Genomic DNA, 26,000 nt, shown 5'->3' with positions numbered 1-26,000 from the left:
TGTTCTTTCCGAAAAAACGTGGGCGTTCATAGCGATCGACGTTCCAAAACAAAAGTTGGAAGGCTTCTTGCAATACCGCCTCCAGGACGCCCAGCCGCGTCAAAACTTTGCTTCAAAGGACACGAGGAATACTGGTGGATCGCTCTCAAATGCTCGGCACGGCGCGCAGCACCCTGACTGACCTCTCGCGGGGCAATCTGGGTGTGCCGTTGTTGTTGCTGGTGATGCTGGCAATGATGATGTTGCCGATGCCGCCGTTCCTGCTCGACGTGTTCTTTACCTTCAACATTGCCCTGTCCGTCGTGGTGCTGCTGGTCTGCGTGTATGCTTTGCGGCCGCTGGATTTCGCGGTGTTCCCGACCATCCTGCTGGTGGCGACCTTGTTGCGCCTGGCGCTCAACGTGGCGTCCACCCGCGTGGTGATGCTCCACGGCCAGGACGGCCATGCCGCCGCCGGCAAGGTGATCCAGGCCTTCGGCGAGGTGGTGATCGGCGGTAACTATGTGGTGGGTATCGTGGTGTTCGCGATCCTGATGATTATCAACTTCGTGGTGGTGACCAAGGGCGCCGGGCGGATTTCCGAGGTGAGCGCGCGGTTTACCCTCGACGCCATGCCCGGCAAACAAATGGCGATCGACGCCGACCTCAACGCCGGCCTGATCGACCAGAACCAGGCCAAGACACGCCGCCTGGAAGTGGCACAGGAAGCCGAGTTCTACGGCTCCATGGACGGTGCCAGCAAATTCGTGCGCGGTGACGCCATCGCCGGCCTGCTGATTCTGTTCATCAACCTCATCGGCGGCATGGCCGTCGGTATCTTCCAACACGGCATGACCTTCGGCGATGCGGGCAAGGTCTACGCCTTGCTGACCATCGGTGACGGTTTAGTGGCGCAATTGCCATCACTGTTGTTATCCACAGCAGCGGCGATCATGGTGACCCGTGCTTCGGGCTCCGAAGACATGGGCAAGCAGATCAGCCGGCAGATGTTCGCCTCGCCCAAGGCCCTGGCCGTGGCGGCGGGCATCATGGCGATCATGGGCATCGTGCCGGGCATGCCCCACGTATCGTTCCTGACCATGGCGGCCCTGGCCGGCGGTGCGGCCTACCTGTTCTGGAAAAAGCAGAATGCGGTCAAGGTCCAGGCCCAGCAGGAGATTGCGCGTCAGCAGGAACTGCTGCCATCCCCGGCCCGCGCCCAGGAAACCAAGGAGCTGGGCTGGGATGACGTGACCCCGATCGACATGATCGGCCTGGAAGTCGGCTACCGCCTCATTCCGCTGGTGGACCGCAACCAGGGTGGTCAATTGCTCGCGCGGATCAAGGGCGTGCGCAAGAAGCTGTCCCAGGACCTGGGCTTCCTGATGCCCACCGTGCATATCCGCGACAACCTTGACCTGGCGCCCAGCGCCTACCGCCTGACCCTGATGGGCGTGATCCTGGCGGAAGCCGAGATCTACCCGGACCGCGAGCTGGCAATCAACCCGGGGCAGGTGTTCGGCAGCCTCAACGGCATTACCGCCAAAGATCCGGCTTTTGGCCTGGACGCGGTATGGATCGAAATCAGTCAGCGCAGCCAGGCGCAGTCCCTGGGTTACACCGTGGTGGACGCCAGCACCGTGGTCGCCACCCACCTCAACCAGATCCTGTACAAGCACTCCCACGAGCTGATCGGCCACGAAGAAGTCCAGCAATTGATGGGTTTGCTCGGCAAAGCCTCGCCAAAACTCGCCGAAGAGCTGGTGCCGGGCATTCTGTCGCTGTCCCAGTTGCTCAAGGTATTGCAGGCGTTGCTGGCCGAACAGGTGCCGGTGCGCGACATTCGCAGCATTGCCGAGGCTATCGCCAACAATGCCGCCAAGAGTCAAGATACTGCCGCGCTGGTGGCTGCGGTGCGCGTCGGATTGTCGCGTGCAATCGTGCAAAGCATTGTAGGGCTTGACTCCGAGCTGCCTGTGATCACCTTGGAACCCAGGTTGGAACAAATATTGCTCAATAGTATTCAGAAGGCAGGACAAGGCCAGGAAGAGGGCGTTCTGCTGGAGCCAAGCATGGCCGAGAAGCTGCAGCGTTCGTTGATCGACGCCGCGCAACGCCAGGAAATGCAAGGCCAACCGGTGATCCTGCTGGTGGCAGGCCCGGTCCGGGCGATGTTGTCGCGGTTTGGGCGCCTGGCAGTACCGAATTTGCACGTTTTGGCTTATCAGGAAATTCCTGACAACAAGCAAGTGACTATCGTCGCGACAGTAGGGCCCAACGGCTGAGGGTAGTGGGTTATGCAAGTGAAGCGTTTTTTCGCCGCCGATATGCGTCAGGCCATGAAACTGGTTCGTGATGAGCTGGGCGCCGACGCCGCGATTATCGGCAACCGTCGTATTGCCGGCGGTGTCGAGCTGACGGCTGCCCTGGATTACACCCCTTCGGCCCTGGCGCCGCGCGTGCCGAACATGGAGCTCGAAGACGAGCTGCGCAAGACCGCTTCGCGCATCGTCTCGGCCCAGGCTGAACTGAGCATGCGTGGCGACAGCGATGCCACCACCAATCGTCAGTTGTTCGCCGGTCTGCCGCTGACCGCCGCCGAGCCATTGGTTGAGCCGACCTTCAAAGAGCCGCCGCGTCCCGCTGCGCCAGCCCCGGCAGCGGCGGTTGACCAGCGCGTGTTCGATTCGATGCGCTTTGAACTCAACGGTTTGCGTGAGCTGCTCGAAGTGCAGTTGGGCTCGCTGGCCTGGAACCAGTTGCAAGGCAGCAAACCGCAACAGGCCAACCTGTGGCGCCGCCTGCAACGCATCGGCCTGTCCGGCCCGTTGTCCCGCGACCTGCTGGCCCTGACCACCGAGATCGAAGAGCCTCGTCAGGCCTGGCGCATGTTGCTGGCCCATCTGGCGCGGATGATTGCCACCCCGGAAATCGAACCTCTGGAAGAGGGCGGTGTGATCGCCATGGTCGGCCCTGCCGGCATGGGCAAGACCACCACCCTGGCCAAGCTGGCCGCCCGTTACGTGCTCAAGTACGGCGCTCAGAATATCGCGCTGGTGAGCATGGACAGCTACCGTATTGGTGCCCAGGAGCAGCTCAAGACCCTGGGCCGCATTCTCAATGTGCCGGTGACCCATGTCGACCCGGGCCAGTCCCTGGCCAACGCCCTCGACCCGCTGCTGCGCAAGCGCGTGGTGCTGATTGATACCGCCGGCCTGCAAGCCAGCGACCCGGCCTTGCGCATGCAGTTGGAAAGCCTGGCCGGGCGTGGCATCAAGTCGAAAAATTACCTGGTGCTTGCAACCACCAGCCAGAAACAGGTTCTTACCGCTGCGTATCATAGTTACAAGCGCTGCGGCCTGGCCGGTTGCATCCTCACCAAGCTCGACGAAACCGCGAGCCTGGGCGAGGTGCTGAGCCTGGCCATCAGTCATGAATTGCCGGTCGCCTACCTGACCGACGGGCCGCGGATTCCGGATGATCTGCATCTGCCGCGCCGTCATCAGTTGGTCAGCCGTGCAGTCAGCGTGCAAATGCAAGACGAGCCTAGCGAGGAAGCGATGGCCGATATGTTCGCCGACCTCTACCACAACCCGGCGAAGCGGGTAGGTTGAGGACGGTATGAACACCGTGAAAAGTATCTACATCGATGGTCTGCAAGCGATTCACGCGGCCAAGCCATGTAGCCTGCGTCTAAGCAAGACAAGGTAAAGAAATAAAATGGGCAGCATGCATCCCGTACAGGTGATCGCGGTGACCGGCGGCAAAGGTGGCGTCGGAAAAACTAACGTGTCAGTGAATTTGTCCCTGGCCCTGGCAGAGCTTGGCCGTCGCGTCATGCTGCTGGATGCTGACCTGGGGTTGGCGAACGTCGACGTTCTGCTGGGGCTGACGCCCAAGCACACCCTTGCCGATGTGATCGAGGGCCGTTGTGAGCTGCGCGATGTGCTGCTGCAAGGGCCCGGTGGCATCCGCATCGTCCCGGCCGCCTCCGGCACCCAGAGCATGGTGCACCTGAGCCCGGCGCAGCATGCCGGCCTGATCCAGGCCTTCAGTGACATCGGCGACAACCTCGACGTGCTGGTGATCGACACCGCCGCCGGGATCGGCGAATCCGTGGTCAGCTTCGTGCGCGCCGCGCAGGAAGTGTTGCTGGTGGTCTGCGATGAACCCACCTCGATCACCGACGCCTACGCCCTGATCAAACTGCTTAACCGTGATTACGGCATGAACCGCTTCCGCGTCCTGGCCAACATGGCCCAGAGTCCGCAGGAAGGGCGCAACCTGTTCGCCAAGTTGACCAAGGTCACGGATCGTTTCCTCGATGTCGCCTTACAATACGTCGGCGCAGTTCCCTACGACGAGTGTGTGCGCAAGGCTGTGCAAAAGCAGCGTGCAGTCTACGAAGCATTCCCTCGTTCCAAGTGTGCATTGGCGTTCAAGGCTATTGCCCAGAAGGTCGATACCTGGCCGTTGCCCGCCAACCCCCGGGGGCATCTGGAGTTTTTCGTCGAGCGATTGGTGCATCAGACGAGCGCAGGACCCGTGCTATGACAGCGACCGGCTACAACGCTTACAAGAAGTCTGCCCGTGACAGCCAGGGCGAGTTGATCGAGCGCTACGCGCCCCTGGTCAAGCGCATTGCCTATCACCTGCTGGCACGCCTGCCCGCCAGCGTGCAGGTCGAAGACCTGATCCAGGCGGGCATGATCGGCCTGCTCGAAGTGTCGACCAAATACGACGCGAGCAAGGGGGCGAGTTTCGAGACGTATGCGGGCATCCGCATCCGTGGCGCGATGCTCGATGAAGTGCGCAAAGGTGACTGGGCGCCGCGTTCGGTACACCGCAACACACGCATGGTCAGTGACGCAATTCGCGCAATTGAAGCAAAAACCGGTCGCGACGCTAAAGATCACGAAGTTGCGGCCGAACTCCAATTGAGTCTCGACGATTACTACGGGATTTTGAACGATACCTTGGGCAGCCGCCTGTTCAGTTTCGACGACCTGTTGCAGGACGGCGAACATGAAGGGCTGCACGAGGACGGCGCGAGTGCTCATATGGAGCCATCGCGTGACCTGGAAGATGAGCGTTTCCAGGGAGCGTTGGCGGACGCGATTGCCAATTTGCCGGAGCGTGAGCGGCTGGTGTTGGCGCTGTACTACGACGAAGAGCTGAACCTCAAGGAAATCGGTGAGGTCCTGGGTGTCAGCGAATCGCGGGTCAGCCAGTTGCACAGCCAGTGCGCAGCCCGCTTGCGGGGGCGTTTGGGAGAGTGGCGAGCGCGCTGAACAGGCAGTGTGGGGACACTGCAGACGATACCGCGAGGGCAACCGGCCTTCGCGGGTTCGACCCGTGGTGCCCCCGGCAGTCCTTTTTGTGTAATGCCTGTTGATTGAAATGGCGCGTCCAGGTGCTGGGCGCGTTTAAGACTGCTTGGAGGTCGAATTGGACAAGAACATGAAAATCCTCATCGTTGATGACTTCTCAACGATGCGGCGGATCATAAAAAACCTGTTGCGTGACCTTGGGTTCACAAACACGGTCGAGGCGGATGACGGCATTACGGCCATTCCGATCCTCAACAGCGGGAGCATCGACTTTCTGGTAACGGACTGGAACATGCCGGGCATGACCGGTATCGACTTGCTGCGCCACGTGCGCGCTGACGAAAAGCTGCGCAGCCTGCCTGTGCTGATGGTCACCGCCGAAGCCAAGCGTGAGCAGATCATCGAAGCCGCCCAGGCCGGGGTCAACGGTTACGTGGTCAAGCCATTCACGGCATTGGCCTTGAAAGAGAAGATCGAAAAAATCTTCGAACGCATCCACGGCTAATGCCATCGCGGGGGAGCTATGGAGCATAAAGAAACGTCACAGGGAGACTTCGAGTCGACCCTGAAAAAGCATGCTCACCAGTTGGTCGACAGCCTTGAAAGAGGCCAGTTCGGCGACGCGGTGCAGTTAATCCATGAGCTCAACCAGACCCGTGACCGCGGCCTGTACCAGGAAGTGGGCAAGCTCACACGCGAGCTGCACAGTGCGATCGTCAATTTCCAGATTGACCCGCACATGCCCCAGGCCGAAGAAATCTCGCAAATCACCGATGCCACCGAACGCCTGTCCTATGTGGTCAGGCTGACTGAGGCGGCGGCCAACCGCACCATGGACCTGGTGGAAAACGCCACGCCCCTGGTCAACGGCATGGCCACTGAGGCCCAGGCCCTGAGCCACGACTGGGGCCGCTTCATGCGCCGGGAAGTGGGGGCCGAGGAGTTTCGCGAGTTGGCGCGTCGGGTCGACGGTTTCCTGTCACGCAGCGAGCAGGAAAACCGTACGGTTTCCAGCAACCTCAACGACATTCTGCTGGCCCAGGATTACCAGGACCTCACCGGTCAGGTGATCAAGCGTGTGACCCAGTTGGTCACCGAAGTGGAAAGCAACTTGCTCAAATTGGTGCTTATGGCAGGCCAGGTTGACCGTTTCGCCGGCATCGAACATGACCGCGAAGCGATCCTCTCGGAAAAAGATCCACAAAAACATCTCGCCAAGGGTGAAGGTCCGCAGATTCATGCCGATAAACGTGAAGACGTTGTATCGGGTCAAGATGATGTCGATGACCTGTTATCCAGTTTAGGCTTCTAAGGAGCACCCACATGAGCTTCGGCGCCGATGAAGAAATCCTTCAGGATTTCCTTGTAGAGGCCGGCGAAATTTTAGAGCAGTTGTCCGAGCAACTGGTCGAGCTGGAAAGCCGACCGGATGATGCGAACCTGCTCAATGCAATTTTTCGCGGTTTTCACACTGTAAAAGGGGGCGCCGGCTTCCTCCAGCTCCATGAGCTGGTGGAGTGCTGCCACATCGCCGAGAACGTGTTCGACATCCTGCGCAAGGGTGAGCGTCACGTTGATTCGGAGTTGATGGACGTGATTCTCGAAGCACTGGATGCGGTCAACGGCATGTTCAGCGAGGTGCGTGAGCGTGCCCCGATCACGGCGGCGACCCCGGAACTGCTGGCCGCCCTGGCGCGCTATGCGGAGCCTGCTGACACGTCGGCCGCACCGGTGGTTGAAGCCGCGCCGGAGCCTGTGGTTGAGGCCGAACCGGATGTGACCGACAGCGAGTTCGAGCAGCTGCTCAACTCCCTCAGTGCCGTCAAGGCCGAGGCGCAAGCACCGGCCGCGCCGGTCGCCGCACCGACCAGCGAAGACATCACCGACGCTGAGTTCGAATCGCTGCTCGACCAGTTGCATGGCAAAGGCCAGTTTGCGGCTGACGCCGTGGCACCCGCCGCTGCGGCTGCGGATGCACCGGCGGCCAGCGCCAGCACCGATATTACCGACGATGAGTTCGAGGCATTGCTCGACCAACTGCATGGCAAGGGCACCTTCGCGGCCGACGCCTTGCCGGAAGTCGCCGCCACGGCTGCGGCACCGGCTGCTGCCAGTGCCGCTCCTGCGGGCGATGGGCTGATCTCCGATCACGAGTTCGAATCCCTGCTGGACGAATTGCACGGCAAGGGCAAGTTCAGTGAAGTGGCCCCGGCCGCTGCGGTTGCGACAGCTGCACCGGCCGCCGCCAAGGCCGCTGCGCCTGCTCCAGCCGCCAAGCCAGCACCGGCTCCGGCCGCCGCACCTGCTCCGGCGCGCGCCGCCCCGGCACCGGCAGCCGAGAAGCCTGCCAGTGAAGCCGAGACCACCGTGCGGGTGGATACCGCGCGCCTGGACGACATCATGAACATGGTCGGCGAACTGGTACTGGTGCGTAACCGCCTGGTGCGCCTGGGCCTGAGCAGCGGCGATGAAGCCATGCAAAAGGCCGTGTCGAACCTCGACGTGGTGACCGCCGACCTGCAGACCGCCGTGATGAAAACGCGGATGCAGCCGATCAAGAAAGTCTTCGGGCGCTTCCCGCGCCTGGTTCGCGACCTCGCGCGTCAGCTGAAGAAAGAAATCAACCTGGAACTGGTGGGCGAAGAAACCGACCTCGACAAGAACCTGGTCGAGGCCCTGGCCGACCCGCTGGTCCACTTGGTGCGCAACGCCGTGGACCACGGCGTGGAAACCCCGGAAGAGCGCGAAGCCTCGGGCAAGTCGCGCAACGGCAAGGTGATCCTGGCCGCCGAGCAAGAGGGCGACCACATCCTGCTGTCGATCACTGACGACGGCAAAGGCATGGACCCGACCATATTGCGCAACATCGCGGTCAAGCGCGGCGTGATGGACAAGGACGCCGCCGACCGCCTGACCGACACCGAGTGCTACAACCTGATCTTCGCCCCGGGCTTCTCGACCAAGACCGAGATTTCCGACGTGTCCGGCCGTGGCGTCGGCATGGACGTGGTGAAGACCAAGATCAGCCAGCTCAACGGCTCGATCAACATCTACTCGACCAAGGGCCAGGGCTCCAAGATCGTCATCAAGGTGCCGTTGACCCTGGCGATCATGCCGACCCTGATGGTGATGCTGGGCAACCAGGCGTTCGCCTTCCCGCTGGTCAACGTCAACGAAATCTTCCACCTCGACCTGTCGCGCACCAACGTGGTGGACGGCCAGGAAGTGGTGATCGTGCGCGACAAGGCATTGCCCCTGTTCTACCTCAAGCGCTGGCTGGTGGCATCGGCCAAGCATGAAGAGCAGCGCGAAGGCCATGTGGTGATTCTCTCCGTGGGCACTCAGCGCATCGGCTTTGTCGTCGACCAACTGGTTGGCCAGGAAGAAGTGGTCATCAAGCCTTTGGGCAAGATGCTGCAGGGAACCCCGGGCATGTCGGGTGCGACCATCACCGGTGACGGTCGGATCGCGCTGATTCTCGATGTTCCGAGCATGCTCAAGCGTTACGCCGCTCGGCGTATTTGATTCTGGTGGGGCAGGGCGGTAGTGCCCGCCCCGCCTAACGGAGTGTTTATGGCAGTCAAGGTCCTGGTGGTGGACGATTCGGGTTTCTTCCGCCGCCGCGTCTCGGAAATTCTTTCCGCCGATCCAACGATCCAGGTGGTCGGCACGGCCACCAACGGCAAAGAGGCGATTGATCAAGCCATTGCGTTGAAACCGGACGTGATCACCATGGACTACGAGATGCCGATGATGGATGGCATCACGGCAGTCCGGCACATCATGCAACGCTGCCCGACCCCGGTCCTGATGTTTTCCTCGCTGACGCACGAAGGCGCCCGGGTCACCCTGGATGCGCTGGACGCCGGCGCGGTGGACTTCCTGCCGAAGAATTTCGAAGACATCTCGCGCAACCCCGAGAAGGTCAAGCAGATGCTCTGCGAGAAAGTGCACAGCATTTCGCGCAGTAACCGTCGCAGCCTGTTCAGCGCGCCTGCGCCAACCGCTGCGCCAGCACCGGCTCCAGCGGCACCGACATCGTCGTTTGCGCGCCCTGCGCCTGCGCCGGTGGCACGGCCTGCGGTGGCACCCGCTCGCACGGCGGCGCCTGCGTCTTCGCATTCGCCCGCACCCAAGCGCAAGGCCTACAAGCTGGTCGCCATCGGCACCTCCACCGGCGGCCCGGTTGCGCTGCAACGCGTATTGACCCAATTGCCGGCCAACTTCCCGGCGCCGATCGTATTGATCCAGCACATGCCGGCGGCGTTCACCAAGGCGTTCGCCGAGCGCCTGGACAAGCTGTGCCGCATCAGCGTCAAGGAAGCCGAGGATGGCGACATCCTGCGCCCTGGCCTGGCGCTGCTGGCCCCCGGTGGCAAGCAGATGATGGTCGACGGCCGTGGCGCGATCAAAATCCTGCCGGGCGACGAACGTCTGAATTACAAGCCGTGCGTGGACATCACCTTCGGTTCGGCAGCCAAGTCCTACGGTGACAAAGTTCTGGCGGTGGTGCTCACCGGCATGGGCGCCGACGGCCGTGAAGGTGCGCGCCTGCTCAAGCAGGGCGGCAGTGCCATCTGGGCCCAGGACGAAGCCAGCTGCGTGATCTATGGCATGCCCATGGCCATCGTCAAGGCGGACCTGGCCGACGCCGTCTACAGCCTGGACGACATCGGCAAGCATCTGGTGGAGGCCTGCCTCTGATGGATGTACTGAGCCTGATCGGCATCATCATGGCGTTTGTCGCGATCATCGGCGGCAACTACCTCGAGGGCGGGCACCTCGGCGCCCTGGCCAACGGCCCGGCGGCGCTGATCGTGATCGGCGGCACCGTGGGCGCGGCGTTGTTGCAATCGCCCATGAGCTCGTTCAAGCGCGCCATGCAGATTCTGATATGGATCATTTTCCCGCCACGCGTGGACCTGCCCGGTGGCATCGACCGCGTGGTCAACTGGAGCCTCACCGCGCGCAAGGAAGGTCTGCTGGGCCTGGAAGGCGTGGCCGATGCCGAGCCTGACAGCTACGCGCGCAAAGGCCTGCAATTGCTGGTGGACGGTGCCGAGCCGGAAGCGATCCGCAGCATTCTGGAAGTGGATTTCTACACCCAGGAAAGCCGCGATATCAACGCCGCCAAAGTCTACGAAAGCATGGGCGGCTACGCGCCGACCATCGGCATCATCGGTGCGGTGATGGGCCTGATCCACGTGATGGGCAACCTGGCCGACCCCTCGCAACTGGGCAGCGGCATTGCCGTGGCGTTTGTCGCCACCATCTACGGCGTGGCCAGTGCCAACCTGGTGCTGTTGCCGGTGGCCAGCAAACTCAAGTCGATTGCCATGCGCCAGTCGCGTTATCGCGAGATGCTGCTCGAAGGCATTCTGTCGATCGCCGAGGGCGAGAACCCGCGTTCCATCGAATTGAAGCTCCAGGGCTTCATGGATTGATGACCATGAGTATCTACTTGTGGCGAGCGAGCTTGCTCGCGTTGGGGCGCGAAGCGGCCCTGATCCAGGCACCGTGTTTTTTCAGAAAGATTGCGGTGCCGGGTTTTGGGGCTGCTCCGCAGCCCAACGCGAGCAAGCTCGCTCGCCACAATGAACCGGTTGGCAGTGAGTACTGTGTGCAGGGAGGTAATTGCCTGTGAGCCGTCGCCGTCGCGAGCCTGAAGAACACGTCAACCACGAGCGGTGGCTGGTGTCCTATGCGGACTTCATCACCCTGCTGTTCGCGTTTTTCGTGGTGATGTACTCCATCTCGTCGATCAACGAAGGCAAGTACAAAGTCATTTCCCAGGCGCTGATCGGCGTGTTCAACGATGCCGACCGTGCGCTCAAGCCGATCCCTATTGGTGAAGAACGGCCCAAGACCGTGACCCCGGTCAAGCCGCTGGTCAACGACAGCGATGAAACCGCCGCCGGCGTGGGCGGCACCAGCGACCCGCTGAAAAGCATCGCGGACGACATCAGCGCCGCGTTTGGCGACTTGATCAGCTCCAACCAGATGACCGTGCGCGGCAACGAGTTGTGGGTGGAGATCGAGTTGAACTCCAGCCTGCTGTTCGCCAGCGCCGATGCGATGCCCAGCGACCAGGCATTCACCATCATCGACAAAGTGGCGGCGATCCTCAAACCGTTCGAGAACCCGATCCACGTCGAAGGCTTCACTGACAACGTTCCGATCAGCACCGCGCAGTACCCGACCAACTGGGAGCTGTCGTCGGCACGAGCGGCGAGCATCGTCAGGATGCTGGCGATGCAGGGCGTCAACCCTGGACGCCTGGCGTCGGTGGGCTACGGTGAGTTCCAGCCGGTGGCCAACAACGCCACGGCGCAAGGCCGCGCGCGTAACCGTCGGGTGGTGCTGGTGGTCTCGCGCAACCTGGATGTGCGCCGCAGCCTGACCGGCACCGGCACCGCCAATGCAACACCGGATGCGGCCTTGAAGCGGGCTGGCACACAAACTGCACCGGCCCCGGTAAAACCGCCGGTTCGACAGAGTGCCGTCAATTCTCCGTCGCTGGCTCAATAACCCCATGCAATGTCTCGGTCGCGCCTGTGCCTGCCGGGAGGAACCAACCGAATGAGAGTCTGGGCAGTTGCCAATCAAAAAGGTGGAGTCGGCAAGACCACCACCTCCATCGCCTTAGCCGGCTTGCTGGCCGAGGCGGGCAAGCGTGTGGTCGTGGTGGACCTGGACCCTCACGGCTCCATGACCAGCTATTTCGGCTACGACCCGGATGCGCTGGAACACAGCAACTACGACCTGTTCCTGCACAAGGGCAGTGTGCCGGCCGATCTGCCCGGGCAACTGTTGTTGCCCACCAGTAACGAAAGCATTTCGCTGCTGCCGTCCAGCACCGCGCTGGCCACCCTGGAGCGCCAGTCGCCGGGGCAGAGCGGCCTGGGCCTGGTGATCGCCAAGACCCTGGCGCAACTGTGGCAGGACTTCGACTACGCGATCATCGACAGCCCGCCGTTGCTCGGCGTGCTGATGGTCAACGCCCTGGCGGCCAGCCAGCAACTGGTGATCCCGGTGCAGACCGAGCATTTGGCCGTCAAAGGCCTGGAGCGCATGGTCAGCACCCTGGCGATGATCAACCGCTCGCGCAAACAGGCGCTGCCGTTCAGTATCGTGCCGACCCTGTTCGACCGCCGCACCCAGGCGTCCCTCGGCACCCTGCGCGTATTGCGCGATGCCTACCCTGACACCATCTGGAACGGCTATATCCCGGTGGACACGCGCCTGCGTGACGCCAGCCGCGCCGGCCTGGCGCCGTCGCAGTTCGACCCGAAAAGCCGTGGCGTACTGGCCTACCGCGCGTTGCTCAAACACCTGCTGTCCCAGCAGCTTGTGGCGCAGGTGGCGTGATGAACCGTCCCGTCGAACTCAAGACCCGGCCGCAACTGGCACTGGAATCCTACCTGGATGCCCTGCTGCAGGACGCGACCGAGGAAGCCATGCCGGAACCGATCCTGGTACTGGAGCCTGCTGTCGAGCCAGAAGCCGCGCTGGATGAATTCCAGTTGGCGGTGTTGGAAGAACAAGCCCGGGATGCGCAGGTCGTGGTGCCGATTATGCCGGCCGTGGCGATCCCGGCAGTGGTCGAGCCGGTGGTGGAAGTGCACCTGCCGCCGAGCATCACACCGCCGCCGGTCACCGGTGATGATCGCCCGAGCTGGGCCGCCGAGCCGTTCGAATGCCTGTTGTTCGACGTCGCCGGCTTGACGCTGGCGGTGCCGCTGGTGTGCCTGGGCTCGATCTATTCCCTGGAAGGTCAGGAACTGACGCCGCTGTTCGGGCAGCCGGAGTGGTTCCTCGGCATCCTGCCGAGCCAGGCCGGCAACCTGAAGGTGCTGGATACCGCGCGCTGGGTCATGCCCGATCGCTACCGCGACGACTTCCGCCAGGGCTTGCAATACGTGATCTCGGTGCAGGGCTACGAGTGGGGGCTGGCGGTGCATCAAGTCAGCCGCTCGTTGCGCCTGGACCCGAACGAAATCAAATGGCGCAGCCACCGGGGCCAACGGCCTTGGCTGGCGGGCACCGTGATCGAACACATGTGCGCGTTGCTCGACGTCGCCGAACTGGCCGAGTTGATCGCCAGTGGTGCCGTCAAAACGATGCCGGTTACTAAACGCAGTTGATTGAACAATAAGGTCCACGCTGGTGCGTGGCCAATCTTGAAGGGGTCAGGGGTATGAACAAGTCAGCGTCCGCACAAGGTTTGGATGATCCGATCCTGCAATGGGTAACCTTCAAACTGGACAACGAGTCCTACGGCATTAACGTGATGCGCGTGCAGGAAGTGCTGCGCTACACCGAAATCGCCCCGGTACCGGGTGCGCCGAGCTACGTGCTGGGCATCATCAACCTGCGCGGCAACGTGGTGACGGTGATCGACACCCGCCAGCGTTTCGGCCTGGTACCGACCGAGGTCAACGACAACACGCGTATCGTCATCATCGAGGCCGACAAGCAAGTGGTCGGGATCATGGTCGACAGCGTGGCCGAAGTGGTCTACCTGCGCCAATCGGAAGTGGAAACCGCGCCGAACGTGGGTAACGAAGAATCCGCCAAGTTCATCCAGGGCGTGTGCAACAAGAACGGCGAACTGCTGATTCTGGTTGAGCTGGACAAGATGATGAGCGAAGAAGAGTGGTCGGAACTGGAGAGTATCTGATTGTTCCTTGAGGCTGCGGTGATCGTCCTGGCCCTGTTGTGGGCCGGGACGTTGGCATTTCTGCTGCGCCATGTGAGCCAGCAGCGCGAACTGTTGTTGCAACAGGCCGAGCGTGATGCGGTGCGTGACCGCCGCATCCTGGAGTTGGTCAAGCGGGTCGATCATTACCAGCAGAGTGCGGTGAGGGTGGGGGATGAGGTGCACGAATTGCGCGCCATTCTTGCACCGTTGCCGGACAAGCTGGCGCAGATCGAGCAACGCGACCCTTCGAGCCTTTCGTTTGCCCAGGCGGCGAAGCTGGTGGGCATGGGGGCTACGGTGGATGAATTGACGCAGTCTTGCGGCTTGACCCAGGCTGAGGCGCAGTTGATGAGCAAGCTGCACAAGAGCTGATGTCTGGTCGTACCGCCATAAACTTGCAGGGGGGCTGAGCCCTTCTACAACAAAACAGTACAAAAACGAATTGTTGGCAAATTCGCTGAGATACCCTAAAAGCCTTGAAGTAGAGCCTTCAAGAAAAAAATGAAGGTGTCCAGGGCGGTCTTTTTTTGCGAAATGTGTCACAGGGCCATACACCCTGATGGCACTTTTATGTCTTTGTGGTGACCAACCTGCGCATGTAGGAAGTTTCACTCACAAGGATGCGAAATGTCTTTCGACGCTTTACCTAGAACAAAACCCTCTGTTTTGCTGCAGTCTTGCGTCGCCACCTGCTCCCTTGTCGGTTTGCTTGCCAGTGCAGCGACACTGGCCGCTGAGCCTCAAGCGCCTGCCCAGCAATTGCTCCTGCAACAACAACGTGAACGTGCCCAGCGCGAGCAGTTGGAACCGTCCCCCGACGTCCGTCTCGAAACTCCGCAAGACAGCTCCGGCACTCTGCGTCTGCCGCGCAACGAAACGCCGTGCTTCAAGATCGACCGTGTGGTCCTTGGCGGCGACCAGTCCGAAGATTTCCAGTGGGCCTTGCGTGCCGCCAACCCGAGCGACGATCCGGTGCAGGGGCAATGCGTCGGCTCCGCCGGGATCAACCTGACGATGAAGCGCATCCAGAACGCGATCATCGCCAAGGGCTTCATCACCACTCGCGTCCTCGCCCAGCCCCAGGACTTGAACCAGGGCACGCTGGCGCTGGTGCTGGTGCCCGGACGCATCAAGCACATCCGTTTTGCACCGGGCACCTCCACGCGCGCCAACTATTGGAACGCCATGCCCGCGTCGCCTGGCGATGTGCTCAACCTGCGCGACATCGAACAGGCGCTGGAAAACTTCAAACGCGTGCCCACCGCCGAAGCCGATGTGCAGATCACGCCAGCCGAGGGCGCGGATGCACAGCCGGGGGAGAGTGATGTCGTGATTGCCTGGAAGCAGGCGATTCCAGTACGCGTAAGCCTGTCGGTGGATGACTCCGGCAGCAAGCAGACCGGTAAGTATCAGGGCAACGTCGCTCTGTCGCTGGATAACCTGGCGACCCTCAATGACCTGTTCTACATCAGTTTCAACCACGACCTGGGCGGCGGTCAGAGCGGTGACCGTGGTTCGAAAGGCCACACCGTGCACTACTCGGTGCCCTACGACTATTGGCAACTGAGCCTGACGTCCAGCGAGTATGACTACCACCAGACGATTGCCGGGGTGAACCAGGCCTATTCCTACAGTGGCCGCAGCCGGACCAACGAGGTGCAGCTGTCACGGGTGATCTACCGCGACGCGGTGCGCAAGACCACTGTGTCGGTTGGTGGCTGGAGTCGTACGTCCAGCAACTACATCGAAGACACCGAAATCGAACTGCAACGTCGCCGCATGGCCGGTTGGCAGGCCGGGATCAATCACCGTGAATTCATCGGCGCCAACACCCTCGACCTCGGTGTCGGTTATCGCCGTGGTACCGGTGCCCGTGATGCGCTGCGTGCGCCTGAAGAGGAAAACGGCGAAGGCACCTCGCGTTCGCAGATCATCACCGCCAACGCGCAATTGCAGGTGCCGTTCACCCTGTCGGATCAACGTCTGCGTTACGTCGCTGGCTGGCGCGGGCAGTGGAACCGTACACCGTTGATCCCCCAGGACCGCTTTTCAATTGGCGGGCGCTACACCGTGCGCGGCTTCGACGGCGAGCAGATCCTGTCGGCCGAACGCGGCTGGACGTTCAGCAACGACCTGGGCCTGAGCCTGGCCAACACCGGCCAGGAACTGTACCTGGGCGTGGATTACGGCGAAGTCGGCGGGCATTCCACCCAGTACCTTTCAGGCCGGCGCCTGGCTGGTGCGGTGGTGGGCCTGCGCGGGGGCTACAAGCAATTTTCCTATGACATTTACACCGGCAAACCCCTGGAAAAACCCAAGGGCTTCCAGACCGCCGACGTGACCAGTGGCTTCAGCGCCAACTGGTCGTTTTGAAGGAGCCCAGCATGCATCACGACACCTTGGAGGTGCTTGCTCCCGAGCGCGCCGACAGCGCCATCGACGAAGCCCAGGTGCTGGGCTCGGCGGTGTGGCTGTGGATGCACTCGGCGGCCCATCGCGATGCGCCGTTGCACAGCCTGTCGACCTTGTTGTTGCCGGCGATCAAGCGGCGCCAGTTCATCTTGATCAGTGAAGCCGGGCAGCCGGTGTTTTTCATGTCGTGGTTGAACCTCAGTGCCGAGGCCGAGGCGCGCTATCTGCGCGAACCTGCGGTGTGCCTGCCGGCGGCGGACTGGGACAGTGGCGACCGCCTGTGGATCAACGACTGGGTCGCGCCGTTTGGTCACACCCGGCGCGTCAGCAGTTTGCTGCGCCGTCGCCTGTGGCCTGGAAGGATCTTCCGTGCGCTGTACCACAAGGGCGAAGAACGCGGTTTGCGCGTCATCGATTTCCAGGGCATCGCCGTGCTCGACCTGGAGGCGCAAGCCTGGTTTGCCAGCCACCCGTTACCTCTTCACGCGCTCTGATCAGCCACCGCGCAAGGGATTTGCATGAATAAGCAGCTATATCGAATTGTGTTTAACAAGGCTCGCGGCCTGTTGATGGTCGTGGCGGAAAACGTCAAGAGTGCCAGCAAGGCACCCGGCACCACGGGTAGCGTTGGCCGGGCCGGCGGTGCCGTGGCCACACTCACGCCCTTGCGCTTTGCGCTGATGGTGGGCATGGGCTGGGTTGCGCTGGTCATGCCGGCCCAGGCCCAGGTTGTGGCTGACGGTTCGGCCCCCGCAGGCCAACGCCCGAGCATCGGCGCGGCGGGCAACGGGGCGCCTGTGGTCAACATCACCACGCCAAGCGGGGCAGGCGTATCGCGCAACACTTACCAGCAGTTCGACGTCGACAAGCGCGGCGTGATCCTCAATAACGCCGTCACCAACAGCCAGACCCAACTGGGCGGCTGGGTCGAAGGCAACCGCGCGCTGGCCAACGGCAGCGCACGGGTGATTCTCAACGAGGTCAATTCGAGCAACCCCAGCCAGTTGCGCGGTTTTGTCGAAGTGGCGGGTTCCAAGGCCCAGGTAGTGATTGCCAACCCCTCCGGAATCGCCTGCGATGGCTGCGGTTTTATCAACGCTGACCGCGCGACGCTGACTACCGGGCGGGCGCAGTTCGAGAACGGTTTGATTACCGGCTATCAAGTCTCTGGGGGCAAGGTCAGCATCGGCGGCGCGGGCCTTGACGCCACTCGCGCCGACTACACCGAGATCATCGCGCGCACGGTCGAAGTGAACGCGGGCATCTGGTCCAAAGACTTGACTATCAAGACCGGCGCAGCAGGCCAGAACCCGGCCGACGCCCCCGCCGTGGCCATCGACGTGGCACAGTTGGGGGGCATGTACGCCGGCAAGATCACCCTGGTAGGCACCGGCGCTGGTGTCGGTGTACGCAATGCCGGGCAGATTGGTTCCAGTGCCGGTGAAGTGGTCATCGGCAGCGATGGGCGTATCGAGAACCAGGGCCAGATCAGCAGCGCCACGCACCTGACCGCTCAGGCCGACAAAGGCATCGATAACAACGGCACGCTGTTCGCCCAGGGTAACCTGGCCTTGGAGACGGCGGGCAATATCGACAACAAGGGCATCGTGTCTGCCCAGGGCGATACCCGCCTGAGCGCCAAAGGCGCGAATTCGGCGATTCGCAGCGATGCCGGCTCTGCACTCGCCGCAGGTGTAGACAGCACGGGTAAATTGGGCAGCAGCGGTTCGCTGACCCTGACGGCGGCCGGCACCCTCACGGCCAAGGGCCAGAACCTGGCGGCGCAAACCATGAAGGCCACTGCCGCCCAGGTCGACCTGAGTGACAGCCAGACATCGGCTGGCACGGTCGAACTGAACAGCACCGCTGGCCATCTGGACCTGCGCCGCAGCCACGTCACTGCCGCTCAATCGCTGACGGCCAATGCCAGTCAAACCTTGTTCAGCGATGCTGCACAGGTGGGCGCGGCGCATATCGGCATCGTCGCCATGGATATGTCCAACGTCGCCGGGAAGTGGGTGCAGACCGGCAAGGCGGGCATGCGGGTGACCCTCGCGCGCAATCTGGACAACCATGGCGGCATCCTGTCCAGCGGTGGTCGCCTTGATGTGAGCGCCAAGACCCTGGGCAACGCGGATGGCCTGGTGCAGTCCGGTGATGGCGGTGACCTGTACATAACGGCACAGGATGCGCTGGATAACAGCAACGGCAAGCTGGTGACCGCCGCGAATCTATCCCTCAACGGCGGCAACCTCGATAACCAGCGCGGGCAGGTCACGGCGGGCGGTGTGCTGGATATCAACGCCGCACAATTGAACAACGCCAAGGGCACCGTCGCCGCCGTCCAAACCCTGACAGTCAGGGCCAACAGCCTGTTGAACCAGGGCGGCACCCTGGGCTCGGTGGCGGGCGACCTGATCCTCGACAGCGATGCTGCCGTGCTCGATAACCGTGGCGGCCGCCTTGAGGCCGCCAAAGCCTTGACCCTCAACGCACAAGGTTTGAACAACACAGGCGGCGTCATCACGGGGGCCCAACTGCTGCTGGATACGCAAGGCCAGCGACTGGACAACGCCCAGGGCACCCTCGACGCCAGCGATACGCTGACACTCGATAGTGGTGTACTGAACAACGACGGCGGCATCGTGCAAGCCAAGTCGAACCTGTGGGTGGATACCCATGGCCAGCAACTCAGCAACCGCAATTCCGGTAGCACCGGCGGCATTCTTGGGCAGCGTGACGTCACGGTGCGTACCGGCCAGTTGATCAATGACCAAGGGTTTATCGGTAGCGCCGGCAGTCTGGCTGTTGACGCCGGACAGGTGAGCAACCAGTCGGGTCTGTTGCGTGCCGATGGTCATCTGTTGCTGACTGCCGCCAGTGCGGATAACCGTTCGACCCAGGGGGCCAACCAGGGCATCAAGGGCCTGGGCGTCGAGATGAACGTCGATACCCTCGATAACCGTGGCGGCTCGCTGGTTGCCGATGCGGCGTTGAGCATCACGGGCAGCGGTGCGCTGGATAACGACCAGGGCATTATCTCGGCCGGCAGCGTGCTGAGCGTGACTGACCGCGACCTTGCGCAGAAGCGCCAGGCCTTGAATAACGGCACGGGCACGCTGATTGCGGGCCAGTCGCTGCAGGTCGACAGCGCCAGCTACAGTGGCAGCGGTAAAGCCCTGAGCCTGAGAGACCTGGCGTTCAAGCTGAGCCATGATTTCGTCAACACCGGCCTGTTCCAGGCCAATGGCAACCTGTCTGTAGAAACGGCTGGGCTTTTGACCAACCAGGGTAGTTTCCAGGCGGGCGATGGGTTGCGGCTCAACGCCAGCGCACTCGACAACACCGCCAGCGGTTCGATCAGTGCCCGCCGGGTCCGGGTCAATGCGCTCAATCAACTCGACAACCGCGGCCTGATCGATGGCGAGGCCACGCGCCTGAGCGCCGCGAACCTGAACAACCTCGGCACGGGGCGTATATACGGTGATCACTTGTCGATTGCCGCCACCAACGTCATGAACAGCGTGGAAGGTTCGACGGCAGCCACCATCGCCGCACGCAACCGCCTGGATATCGCCAGCCAGACTCTCGATAACCGTGAGCACGGCTTGATCTTCAGTGCCGGCGACCTGGTGATCGGTAGCACACTGGATGTCGATGACCACGCCACCGGCCAGGCCCAGGCGCTGAGCAATGCCAGCGCCACGATTGAAGCGCTGGGCAGCCTGAGTGCCAATGCCCGGCTCATCAGCAACACCAATGAACATTTCGCCACCGAGCGGGTACTCGTCTCCAATGAGGCACTGCAGGAATACCAACTGTCGGGCTCGACCAACCGCTATACGCCTTCGCAGATATCGACCTACAAGGATGAGGTGCGGTACCTGGTGACCCCGGAAGGGCGCAAGGATCGTTGGAACCTCTATAACTACGACCGCACGGTGACCGAGACCCGGATCGTCAGTTCCGACCCTGGGCAAATGCTCGCAGGTGGCGCCATCAACCTGACTGCCGACCACCTGCTCAACGACAAAAGCCGGATCATCGCCGGCCAGGCCCTGACGGCCAGTGTGGGCCGTGTGGACAACACCGAAGTGACCGGCGAACGGATTACCACCGACAGTGGTACCCTGACCAACTTCTATCGCATCCAACGCAAGGGGCGTGATCGCCAGGGGACCAGCGTCACGGCTTATAAGCCTGCGCCCTTGATCGAGCAGATCGCCCTCAGACCGACGGTATTTACCGAATACGCGACCATCAATGGCAGCGGCACACAGGTGGGTGCGCGGGTAATGGCCAACGTCGGCGATACCACCCGCGGTACCGGTGAGCTTGCCGGTGCGGGCAGAACCCACACCGTCAGCCCGATCAGCCAGGTGCAGGCATTGACCCAACAGAACGGTGCAGGCGCGGTGGAGCAGATCCGTACCGGCGGGTTCAACCCCGACCTGCCGGACAGCAGTCTGTTCCGCACCAACCCCAACAGTACGGCTGGCTATCTGGTGGAGACGGATCCGCGTTTTACCAATTACGGTCGGTGGTTGTCGTCGGACTATATGCTCGACCGCCTGAACCTCGATCCGGCCGCCACCCAGCAACGGTTGGGCGACGGCTTCTACGAGCAGAAGCTGATCCGCGAACAAGTCGCGCAACTCACGGGGCGCCGGTTTGTCGATGGTTACGCCAGCGACGAAGCGCAATATCGCGGCATGATCGACAACGCCATCACCCTGGCCGAGCAGTGGAAACTGATCCCGGGCGTGGCGCTGACCGCCGGGCAAATGGCGCAGTTGACCAGCGATATCGTGTGGCTGGTGTCCAGGGACGTCACCCTGGCCAGCGGCGAAGTGCGCCAGGTGCTGGTGCCGCAAGTGTATGTGCGGGTTCGCGAAGGCGATGTGGACGGCTCGGGCGCGTTGATGGCCGGGCGCACCTTGAATCTGGATGTGCGCGGTGACCTGGTCAACTCGGGCAGCCTGGCCGGGCGCGACGGTGTGACCATCAGCGTGCAGAACCTCAACAATCTCGGCGGCCGCATCCAGGGCAACGATGTGTCGCTCAATGCCAGCCAGGACCTGAACAACATCGGCGGCCTGATCAGCGCCAACAGTCGCCTGGCGTTGAGCGCCGGCAATGACATCAACGTGCGCTCGATCACCACCGACAGCGCCAGCGAGCAGGGCACCCGCACCGCGTTGTCGCGGGTGGCCGGGCTGTACGTGTCGGCCCCGGCGGCGAACCTGATTGCCACGGCGGGCAATGACATCAACCTGCAAGCGGCTCAGGTCAGCAACACCGGCGTGGGCGGCAAGACCGCGCTGGTGGCGGGCAACGACGTCACCTTGAGCACCGTGAAAGAGTCCTACACCCAGGCCAACCAGTGGGACGGCGACAACTGGCGCAAGGAAGCCGGGCGCAATGAGGTCGGCAGTTCGGTGCAGGCCAACGGCGATATCCGCCTGGGCGCCGGGCGTGACGTGCAGGCACGCGGTGCGCTGGTCAACAGTGACGCGGGCGCGGTGTCGGTCAGCGCGGTGCGCGACATCAACGTCGAGGCCGGCGAGCGCTTGAACAGTGCGGACGAGGCGCACAAGGTCAAGGGCAGCAACGGCCTGTTCTCCAGCAAGACCACCACCACCCGCGATACGGTCGCCCAGACCACCGCGCAAGGCTCGACCTTCAGCGGCGAGCAAGCGGTGGTGCAGGCGGGCAACAACATCACCCTCACCGGCAGCAACGTGGTCTCGACCTCGGGCACGGCGCTGGTGGCGGGCAATGACATCAAGGTATTGGCGGGTACCGAGACGCTCGACGAGAAACACACCAAGGACGTGAAGACCAGCGGCATGTTCAGCGGCGGCGCGATTGCCGTCACCATCGGCTCGCAGCAGCAGACCAACAAGGACAGCAGCCAGCAGACCACGGCCGCCGCCAGCAGTGTCGGCGCCACCGACGGCAATGTGCTGATCAGCGCGGGCGGCGAATACCGCCAGGTTGGCAGCAATGTGAGTGCGCCCAAGGGTGATGTGTCGATTGACGCATCCGAGGTCAATATCCTCGAAGCGCGCAACCTCGCCGCGCAGCAGCAGGAGCAGCGCTTCAAGCAGACCGGCGTGAGCCTGACCCTGACCAACCCGGTCGTGAACGCGGTGCAAACCGGCCAGCGCATGAACAAGGCCGCCGAGCGCACCGACGACAAGCGCATGAAAACCCTCGCCGCGCTGAACACCGCGTGGGCCGCCAGCGAAGCCCATACCCAGGTGATGGCCGACCCGGCAGCGGCGGGCGGGATCAACTTGAGCATCGCCCTGGGCATGAACAAGAGCGAGAACAAAAGCGAGCAGACTTCCAACACAGCGGCCGGCTCGACGGTGGCGGCGGGGCACGATGTGTCGATTGTGGCTACCGGCGGCAAGCGCAACAACGACCTGACCGTGCAGGGCAGCCAGATCACTGCCGGCAACGATGCGTTGCTCAAGGCCGACGGCAATATCCTGTTGGCGGGTGCGCAGAACACCATCGAGCAGCACAGCACCAATAAGAGCGTGAACGGCAGCCTGGGGATTGGTATCTCTTTCGGCAGCGAGAAAAACGGCCTGAGTTTCAACGCTTCAGCCTCCCAGAGCCGCGGCAATGCCGATGGCAACGACCTGGTGTGGAGCAACACCCACGTGACAGCAGGCAACCAGGCCAGCCTGATCTCCGGCAAGGACACCACCCTGCGCGGAGCGGTGGTCTCGGCCGACAAGGTCAAGGCCGATGTCGGCGGCGACCTGAACATCGAGAGCCTGCAAGACACCAGCACATTTGCCTCCAAACAGAAGAGCGTGAGTGCCGGCATCAGCATCTGCATCCCGCCGGTGTGCGCGGGTGCGGCGACGGCCAGCTTCAGCTCCAGCAATACCCAGCAGAAGTCCAACTTCGCCAGCGTCATCGAGCAATCGGGCATCCGCGCCGGCGACGGTGGTTTCGACCTCAACGTGCGTGGCAACACCGACCTCAAGGGCGGCGTGATCGCCAGTTCCGACAAGGCCATTACCGACGGCAAGAACAACCTGACCACCGGCACATTGACCGTGGCCGACATCCATAACGTGTCCGAAGCCAGCGTCAAGACTTCCGGGGTGGAACTCAATTCGGACATGCTCGACGGCAAGCTCGGCACGGCCAAGGCGCTGCTCGCCAACAGCCTCGCCAACGGCTCGGACTCCGATTCCGACTCCAGCGACACCCGCAGCGCGATCAGCGCTGGCACCCTGGTCATCACCAATGCCGAGCGCCAGCGCGTGGTGGCGGGCATGAGCGTCGACCAGACGATTGCCAACCTCAACCGCAATACCGAGGCTGCCCATGCTGCCGTGGAGCGCCTGGACGTGGCGGAGATGGGGCGCAAGGTCGAGGCAGAGCAGGAGATCAAGCGTGAGTTCTACAACCAGGTGTCGCTGCTGGCGGATGAGGCGTATCGCAAGATCTTTATCGAGAAGGCGCGGGTGTATGAGGTCTTGAAGGACGAGAATGGCAAGGCACTGCTGCTCGATGGCAAGAAGGTTCAGTACCGCGAGTTGAGCGACGAAGAAAAGCAGCACCTCAAGCCTGGCCCGGACGGCAAGGTACATATCGCCAACAACGGCATTTTCAACGACGCCGACGGTGCCGCCAAATATGCCGAGCAACACAGTTCGGCCGACACTGGGCCGCAGTATCTGATCCATTTCGAGAAGGCCAACAACTTCACGTCGGAGTTGATGATCGCGGCGTATCAGAAGAACCTGGAAAACGATTTCTGGGGCCTGTCCAACGCGACGGTGCAGACCAAGGAATACATGGTCCAGTTCGGTCAGAGCGGGTTGCATATCGACGGGCATAGCCGTGGCACCATGACCACGGGCAATGCCATGGAGTCGTTGGTACGTGATCAAGCGAACGTTGGGCTGTTGGGTGATACATCGATGAACTTCTTCGGGGCGGCGTATGGGGTGAATAAGGCCGATACGCTATTGGGGATATTGCAGGACCGTACAAAAATCACCTCGGCGGAACAGCGCGACGGGTTGATCTTGCAGTATCAGAACCATGACTTCGACCCCGTTGCCCGCACACCGGGCGTAGGGTTCAACCCGGGGACTGGCGGCAACATTCCCGATGGCAGTAATCGCTTGTGGGAGTGGTTGAAGGTATTTGGTGCTGAGAACACCGTGCATAACTGCTACGCCAATGGCGGAGAAGCGTGCCGCAAATACTGGAGCCACTCCCCCACGGGCAAGCCAGAGTTCGTCAAGGTCCCGCAATCATGAGGAATCCGAATATGTTCAAGATTACCGTCATGTTGAGTCTGTGCCTTTTGGCACTCGGCGCGTGTACGCCCTTCCAGCCTCCGCCTGGGTCCTACACCCAATGGAAAAAGAAGGGGGTCTCCCAGCAGGGCGTCGACGAAGCAATGCGTGCTTGCGGGTACACCAACCTTGATGGTGTGGGAGACAAGTCGCCAATTGATGTGGTGCTGACGCGCTTCTACTGCATGAAGGATGCAGGTTTTACCCGCAAGGACAATCTGGACCTGTGCAAGGAAGGCCGCATCGGCGAATCGCCGGTGTGCGAAGGCCGCCGCTAATCCATCACTAAAAGGAACCAAGGAATGATCGATCTACGCAAAGGACTGTACGGCGCCGCATGGGTGCTGGCGGCAACCACTCTGGGCGGTTGCGCCTCGTCGGCCGCCGTCACTGGCGAGCCGGGGGTGAATATGGGCGACAGCTACCAGCAGGTGCTCGCCGTGGTCAGCCGCAACAACACTGTGACCAAGCAGGTCGATGGCCAGGGCTTTCGCGCCGAGGGTTATTCGGCGATGTTCAAGGACTGCCGCGTCAAGTACTTCCTGTTCCAGGACGCTGATGGCTTGCAGCGCGTGAGCTACGAGCCGGCGCCGCACCTGTCGGTCAAGCAGAATTGCCGCCAGCCGTAAACACCCCCGATGCGAAAGGATGGCTGATGAAAAGGTTAATGGTGATACCTGTTGTGTTGCTGGCCCTGGGCGGTTGCGGCCAGGTGGCGAACATCCGTTCGCTGTCCACCGGCTACGTGCCGCCGCAAAGCGGTGAGACCGCCCGGGTGCGTGTCGTCACCGACGGCCTGGTACGCGCGGTGCCGGGGCGTGACTGCCTGGACTGGAACGTGCCGGGCGCCGGGGTGATGGCCTCGGTGAAAGGCGGTTTCCCCGATCACAACGGCGAAAATCTCGGCATGCCCGGGCCGATCTACTCGTGGGCCGGGGCGGTTACGTCCGAATTGGTGGTGCCAGCGGGCAAACCGATCGCGTTCCATTACCTGGGGCGGTTGCAATACTCCCGCCAGTGCGCCAAGACCATGACTTTTGTGCCCAAGCCCGGGCGCGACTACATGGTGCAGGCGTCGATGTCGGCGGATTGTTCGTTCCTGCTCGACGAGTTGCCGGCGGACGGCAGGCAATGGGTGCGGATCGAGCCGACGCCGGTGGGCAAAGTCTCGATGTGCAACGCGATGGACAATTTCTAGGGCGGCCAATTAATTTACGTTGCCCATGGCTTTTTTTCGGTTGC

The 26,000-nt window shown here is 62.2% G+C and carries 20 protein-coding genes; all 20 read left to right on the top strand.

Annotation, left to right across the window (positions count from 1 at the left end; genetic code table 11):
- Window positions 1-149 precede the first annotated feature (149 nt).
- The 20 genes from flhA (at window position 150) to K5K89_RS20720 (ending at window position 25,956) form a co-directional block, all read left to right on the top strand.
- Window positions 150-2,264 (top strand): flagellar biosynthesis protein FlhA, encoded by a 2,115-nt coding sequence (flhA, locus tag K5K89_RS20815; protein WP_219731804.1) that lies wholly within the window; start codon window positions 150-152, stop codon window positions 2,262-2,264.
- A gap of 12 nt (window positions 2,265-2,276) precedes the next feature.
- Window positions 2,277-3,593, top strand: a complete 1,317-nt coding sequence (gene flhF, locus K5K89_RS20810; RefSeq protein ID WP_071489815.1) for a flagellar biosynthesis protein FlhF — start codon at window positions 2,277-2,279, stop codon at window positions 3,591-3,593.
- Between the two features lie 106 nt (window positions 3,594-3,699).
- Window positions 3,700-4,533 (top strand): flagellar synthesis regulator FleN, encoded by an 834-nt coding sequence (fleN, locus tag K5K89_RS20805; protein WP_003192912.1) that lies wholly within the window; start codon window positions 3,700-3,702, stop codon window positions 4,531-4,533.
- On the top strand, window positions 4,530-5,270 hold the full coding sequence (fliA, locus tag K5K89_RS20800; protein WP_016976604.1) for an RNA polymerase sigma factor FliA: 741 nt from the start codon (window positions 4,530-4,532) through the stop codon (window positions 5,268-5,270). Before fleN ends, fliA begins: the two co-directional genes overlap by 4 nt.
- A gap of 169 nt (window positions 5,271-5,439) precedes the next feature.
- Entirely contained in the window at window positions 5,440-5,814 is a 375-nt protein-coding gene (locus tag K5K89_RS20795; protein WP_015885173.1) for a chemotaxis response regulator CheY, read from the top strand.
- Between the two features lie 18 nt (window positions 5,815-5,832).
- A complete protein-coding gene (locus K5K89_RS20790) occupies window positions 5,833-6,621 on the top strand; it encodes a protein phosphatase CheZ (protein WP_058427225.1) in 789 nt (262 codons plus the stop codon).
- 11 nt (window positions 6,622-6,632) lie between these two features.
- Window positions 6,633-8,834 carry a chemotaxis protein CheA gene (locus K5K89_RS20785; protein ID WP_071489814.1) on the top strand — a complete coding sequence of 734 codons (2,202 nt, stop codon included), beginning with the start codon at window positions 6,633-6,635 and terminating at the stop codon, window positions 8,832-8,834.
- Between the two features lie 48 nt (window positions 8,835-8,882).
- Window positions 8,883-10,013, top strand: a complete 1,131-nt coding sequence (locus tag K5K89_RS20780) for a chemotaxis response regulator protein-glutamate methylesterase (RefSeq protein ID WP_071489813.1) — start codon at window positions 8,883-8,885, stop codon at window positions 10,011-10,013.
- Window positions 10,013-10,753, top strand: coding sequence for a flagellar motor protein (locus K5K89_RS20775; protein ID WP_033900785.1), 741 nt, complete (start codon window positions 10,013-10,015; stop codon window positions 10,751-10,753). Before K5K89_RS20780 ends, K5K89_RS20775 begins: the two co-directional genes overlap by 1 nt.
- 196 nt (window positions 10,754-10,949) lie before the next feature.
- Window positions 10,950-11,837, top strand: a complete 888-nt coding sequence (gene motD / locus K5K89_RS20770) for a flagellar motor protein MotD (RefSeq protein WP_222540177.1) — start codon at window positions 10,950-10,952, stop codon at window positions 11,835-11,837.
- Window positions 11,838-11,888: 51 nt separating this feature from the next.
- The gene (locus K5K89_RS20765; protein WP_016976611.1) at window positions 11,889-12,677 is read left to right on the top strand and encodes a ParA family protein; all 789 of its coding nucleotides are present in this window, start codon (window positions 11,889-11,891) and stop codon (window positions 12,675-12,677) included.
- On the top strand, window positions 12,677-13,453 hold the full coding sequence (locus tag K5K89_RS20760; protein ID WP_222540176.1) for a CheW domain-containing protein: 777 nt from the start codon (window positions 12,677-12,679) through the stop codon (window positions 13,451-13,453). The genes K5K89_RS20765 and K5K89_RS20760 overlap by 1 nt, the downstream gene beginning before the upstream one ends.
- A gap of 53 nt (window positions 13,454-13,506) precedes the next feature.
- The gene (locus K5K89_RS20755) at window positions 13,507-13,989 is read left to right on the top strand and encodes a chemotaxis protein CheW (protein WP_010564003.1); all 483 of its coding nucleotides are present in this window, start codon (window positions 13,507-13,509) and stop codon (window positions 13,987-13,989) included.
- The gene (locus K5K89_RS20750; RefSeq protein WP_071489809.1) at window positions 13,990-14,382 is read left to right on the top strand and encodes a DUF2802 domain-containing protein; all 393 of its coding nucleotides are present in this window, start codon (window positions 13,990-13,992) and stop codon (window positions 14,380-14,382) included. It abuts the gene before it with no gap.
- Window positions 14,383-14,637: 255 nt separating this feature from the next.
- Window positions 14,638-16,383 carry a ShlB/FhaC/HecB family hemolysin secretion/activation protein gene (locus tag K5K89_RS20745; RefSeq protein WP_231999520.1) on the top strand — a complete coding sequence of 582 codons (1,746 nt, stop codon included), beginning with the start codon at window positions 14,638-14,640 and terminating at the stop codon, window positions 16,381-16,383.
- An 11-nt stretch (window positions 16,384-16,394) separates the two neighbouring features.
- Window positions 16,395-16,916: a toxin-activating lysine-acyltransferase gene (locus tag K5K89_RS20740; protein ID WP_071489807.1), complete on the top strand. Its 522-nt coding sequence runs from the start codon at window positions 16,395-16,397 to the stop codon at window positions 16,914-16,916.
- Between the two features lie 24 nt (window positions 16,917-16,940).
- Window positions 16,941-24,719: a hemagglutinin repeat-containing protein gene (locus K5K89_RS20735; protein WP_222540175.1), complete on the top strand. Its 7,779-nt coding sequence runs from the start codon at window positions 16,941-16,943 to the stop codon at window positions 24,717-24,719.
- Between the two features lie 11 nt (window positions 24,720-24,730).
- Complete coding sequence (locus K5K89_RS20730; protein WP_071489805.1) at window positions 24,731-25,036, top strand: hypothetical protein; 306 nt, start codon at window positions 24,731-24,733, stop codon at window positions 25,034-25,036.
- Between the two features lie 24 nt (window positions 25,037-25,060).
- Complete coding sequence (locus K5K89_RS20725) at window positions 25,061-25,387, top strand: hypothetical protein (RefSeq protein WP_092243073.1); 327 nt, start codon at window positions 25,061-25,063, stop codon at window positions 25,385-25,387.
- Window positions 25,388-25,413: 26 nt separating this feature from the next.
- On the top strand, window positions 25,414-25,956 hold the full coding sequence (locus tag K5K89_RS20720) for a hypothetical protein (protein WP_222540174.1): 543 nt from the start codon (window positions 25,414-25,416) through the stop codon (window positions 25,954-25,956).
- Window positions 25,957-26,000 lie beyond the last annotated feature (44 nt).

This window comes from Pseudomonas sp. DR208 (assembly GCF_019823005.1).
In the GTDB taxonomy this organism is placed as follows: Bacteria; Pseudomonadota; Gammaproteobacteria; order Pseudomonadales; family Pseudomonadaceae; genus Aquipseudomonas; species Aquipseudomonas extremorientalis.
The sequence above is the reverse complement of the archived record's forward strand: the minus strand, read 5'-3'. Positions and strand labels throughout refer to the sequence as shown.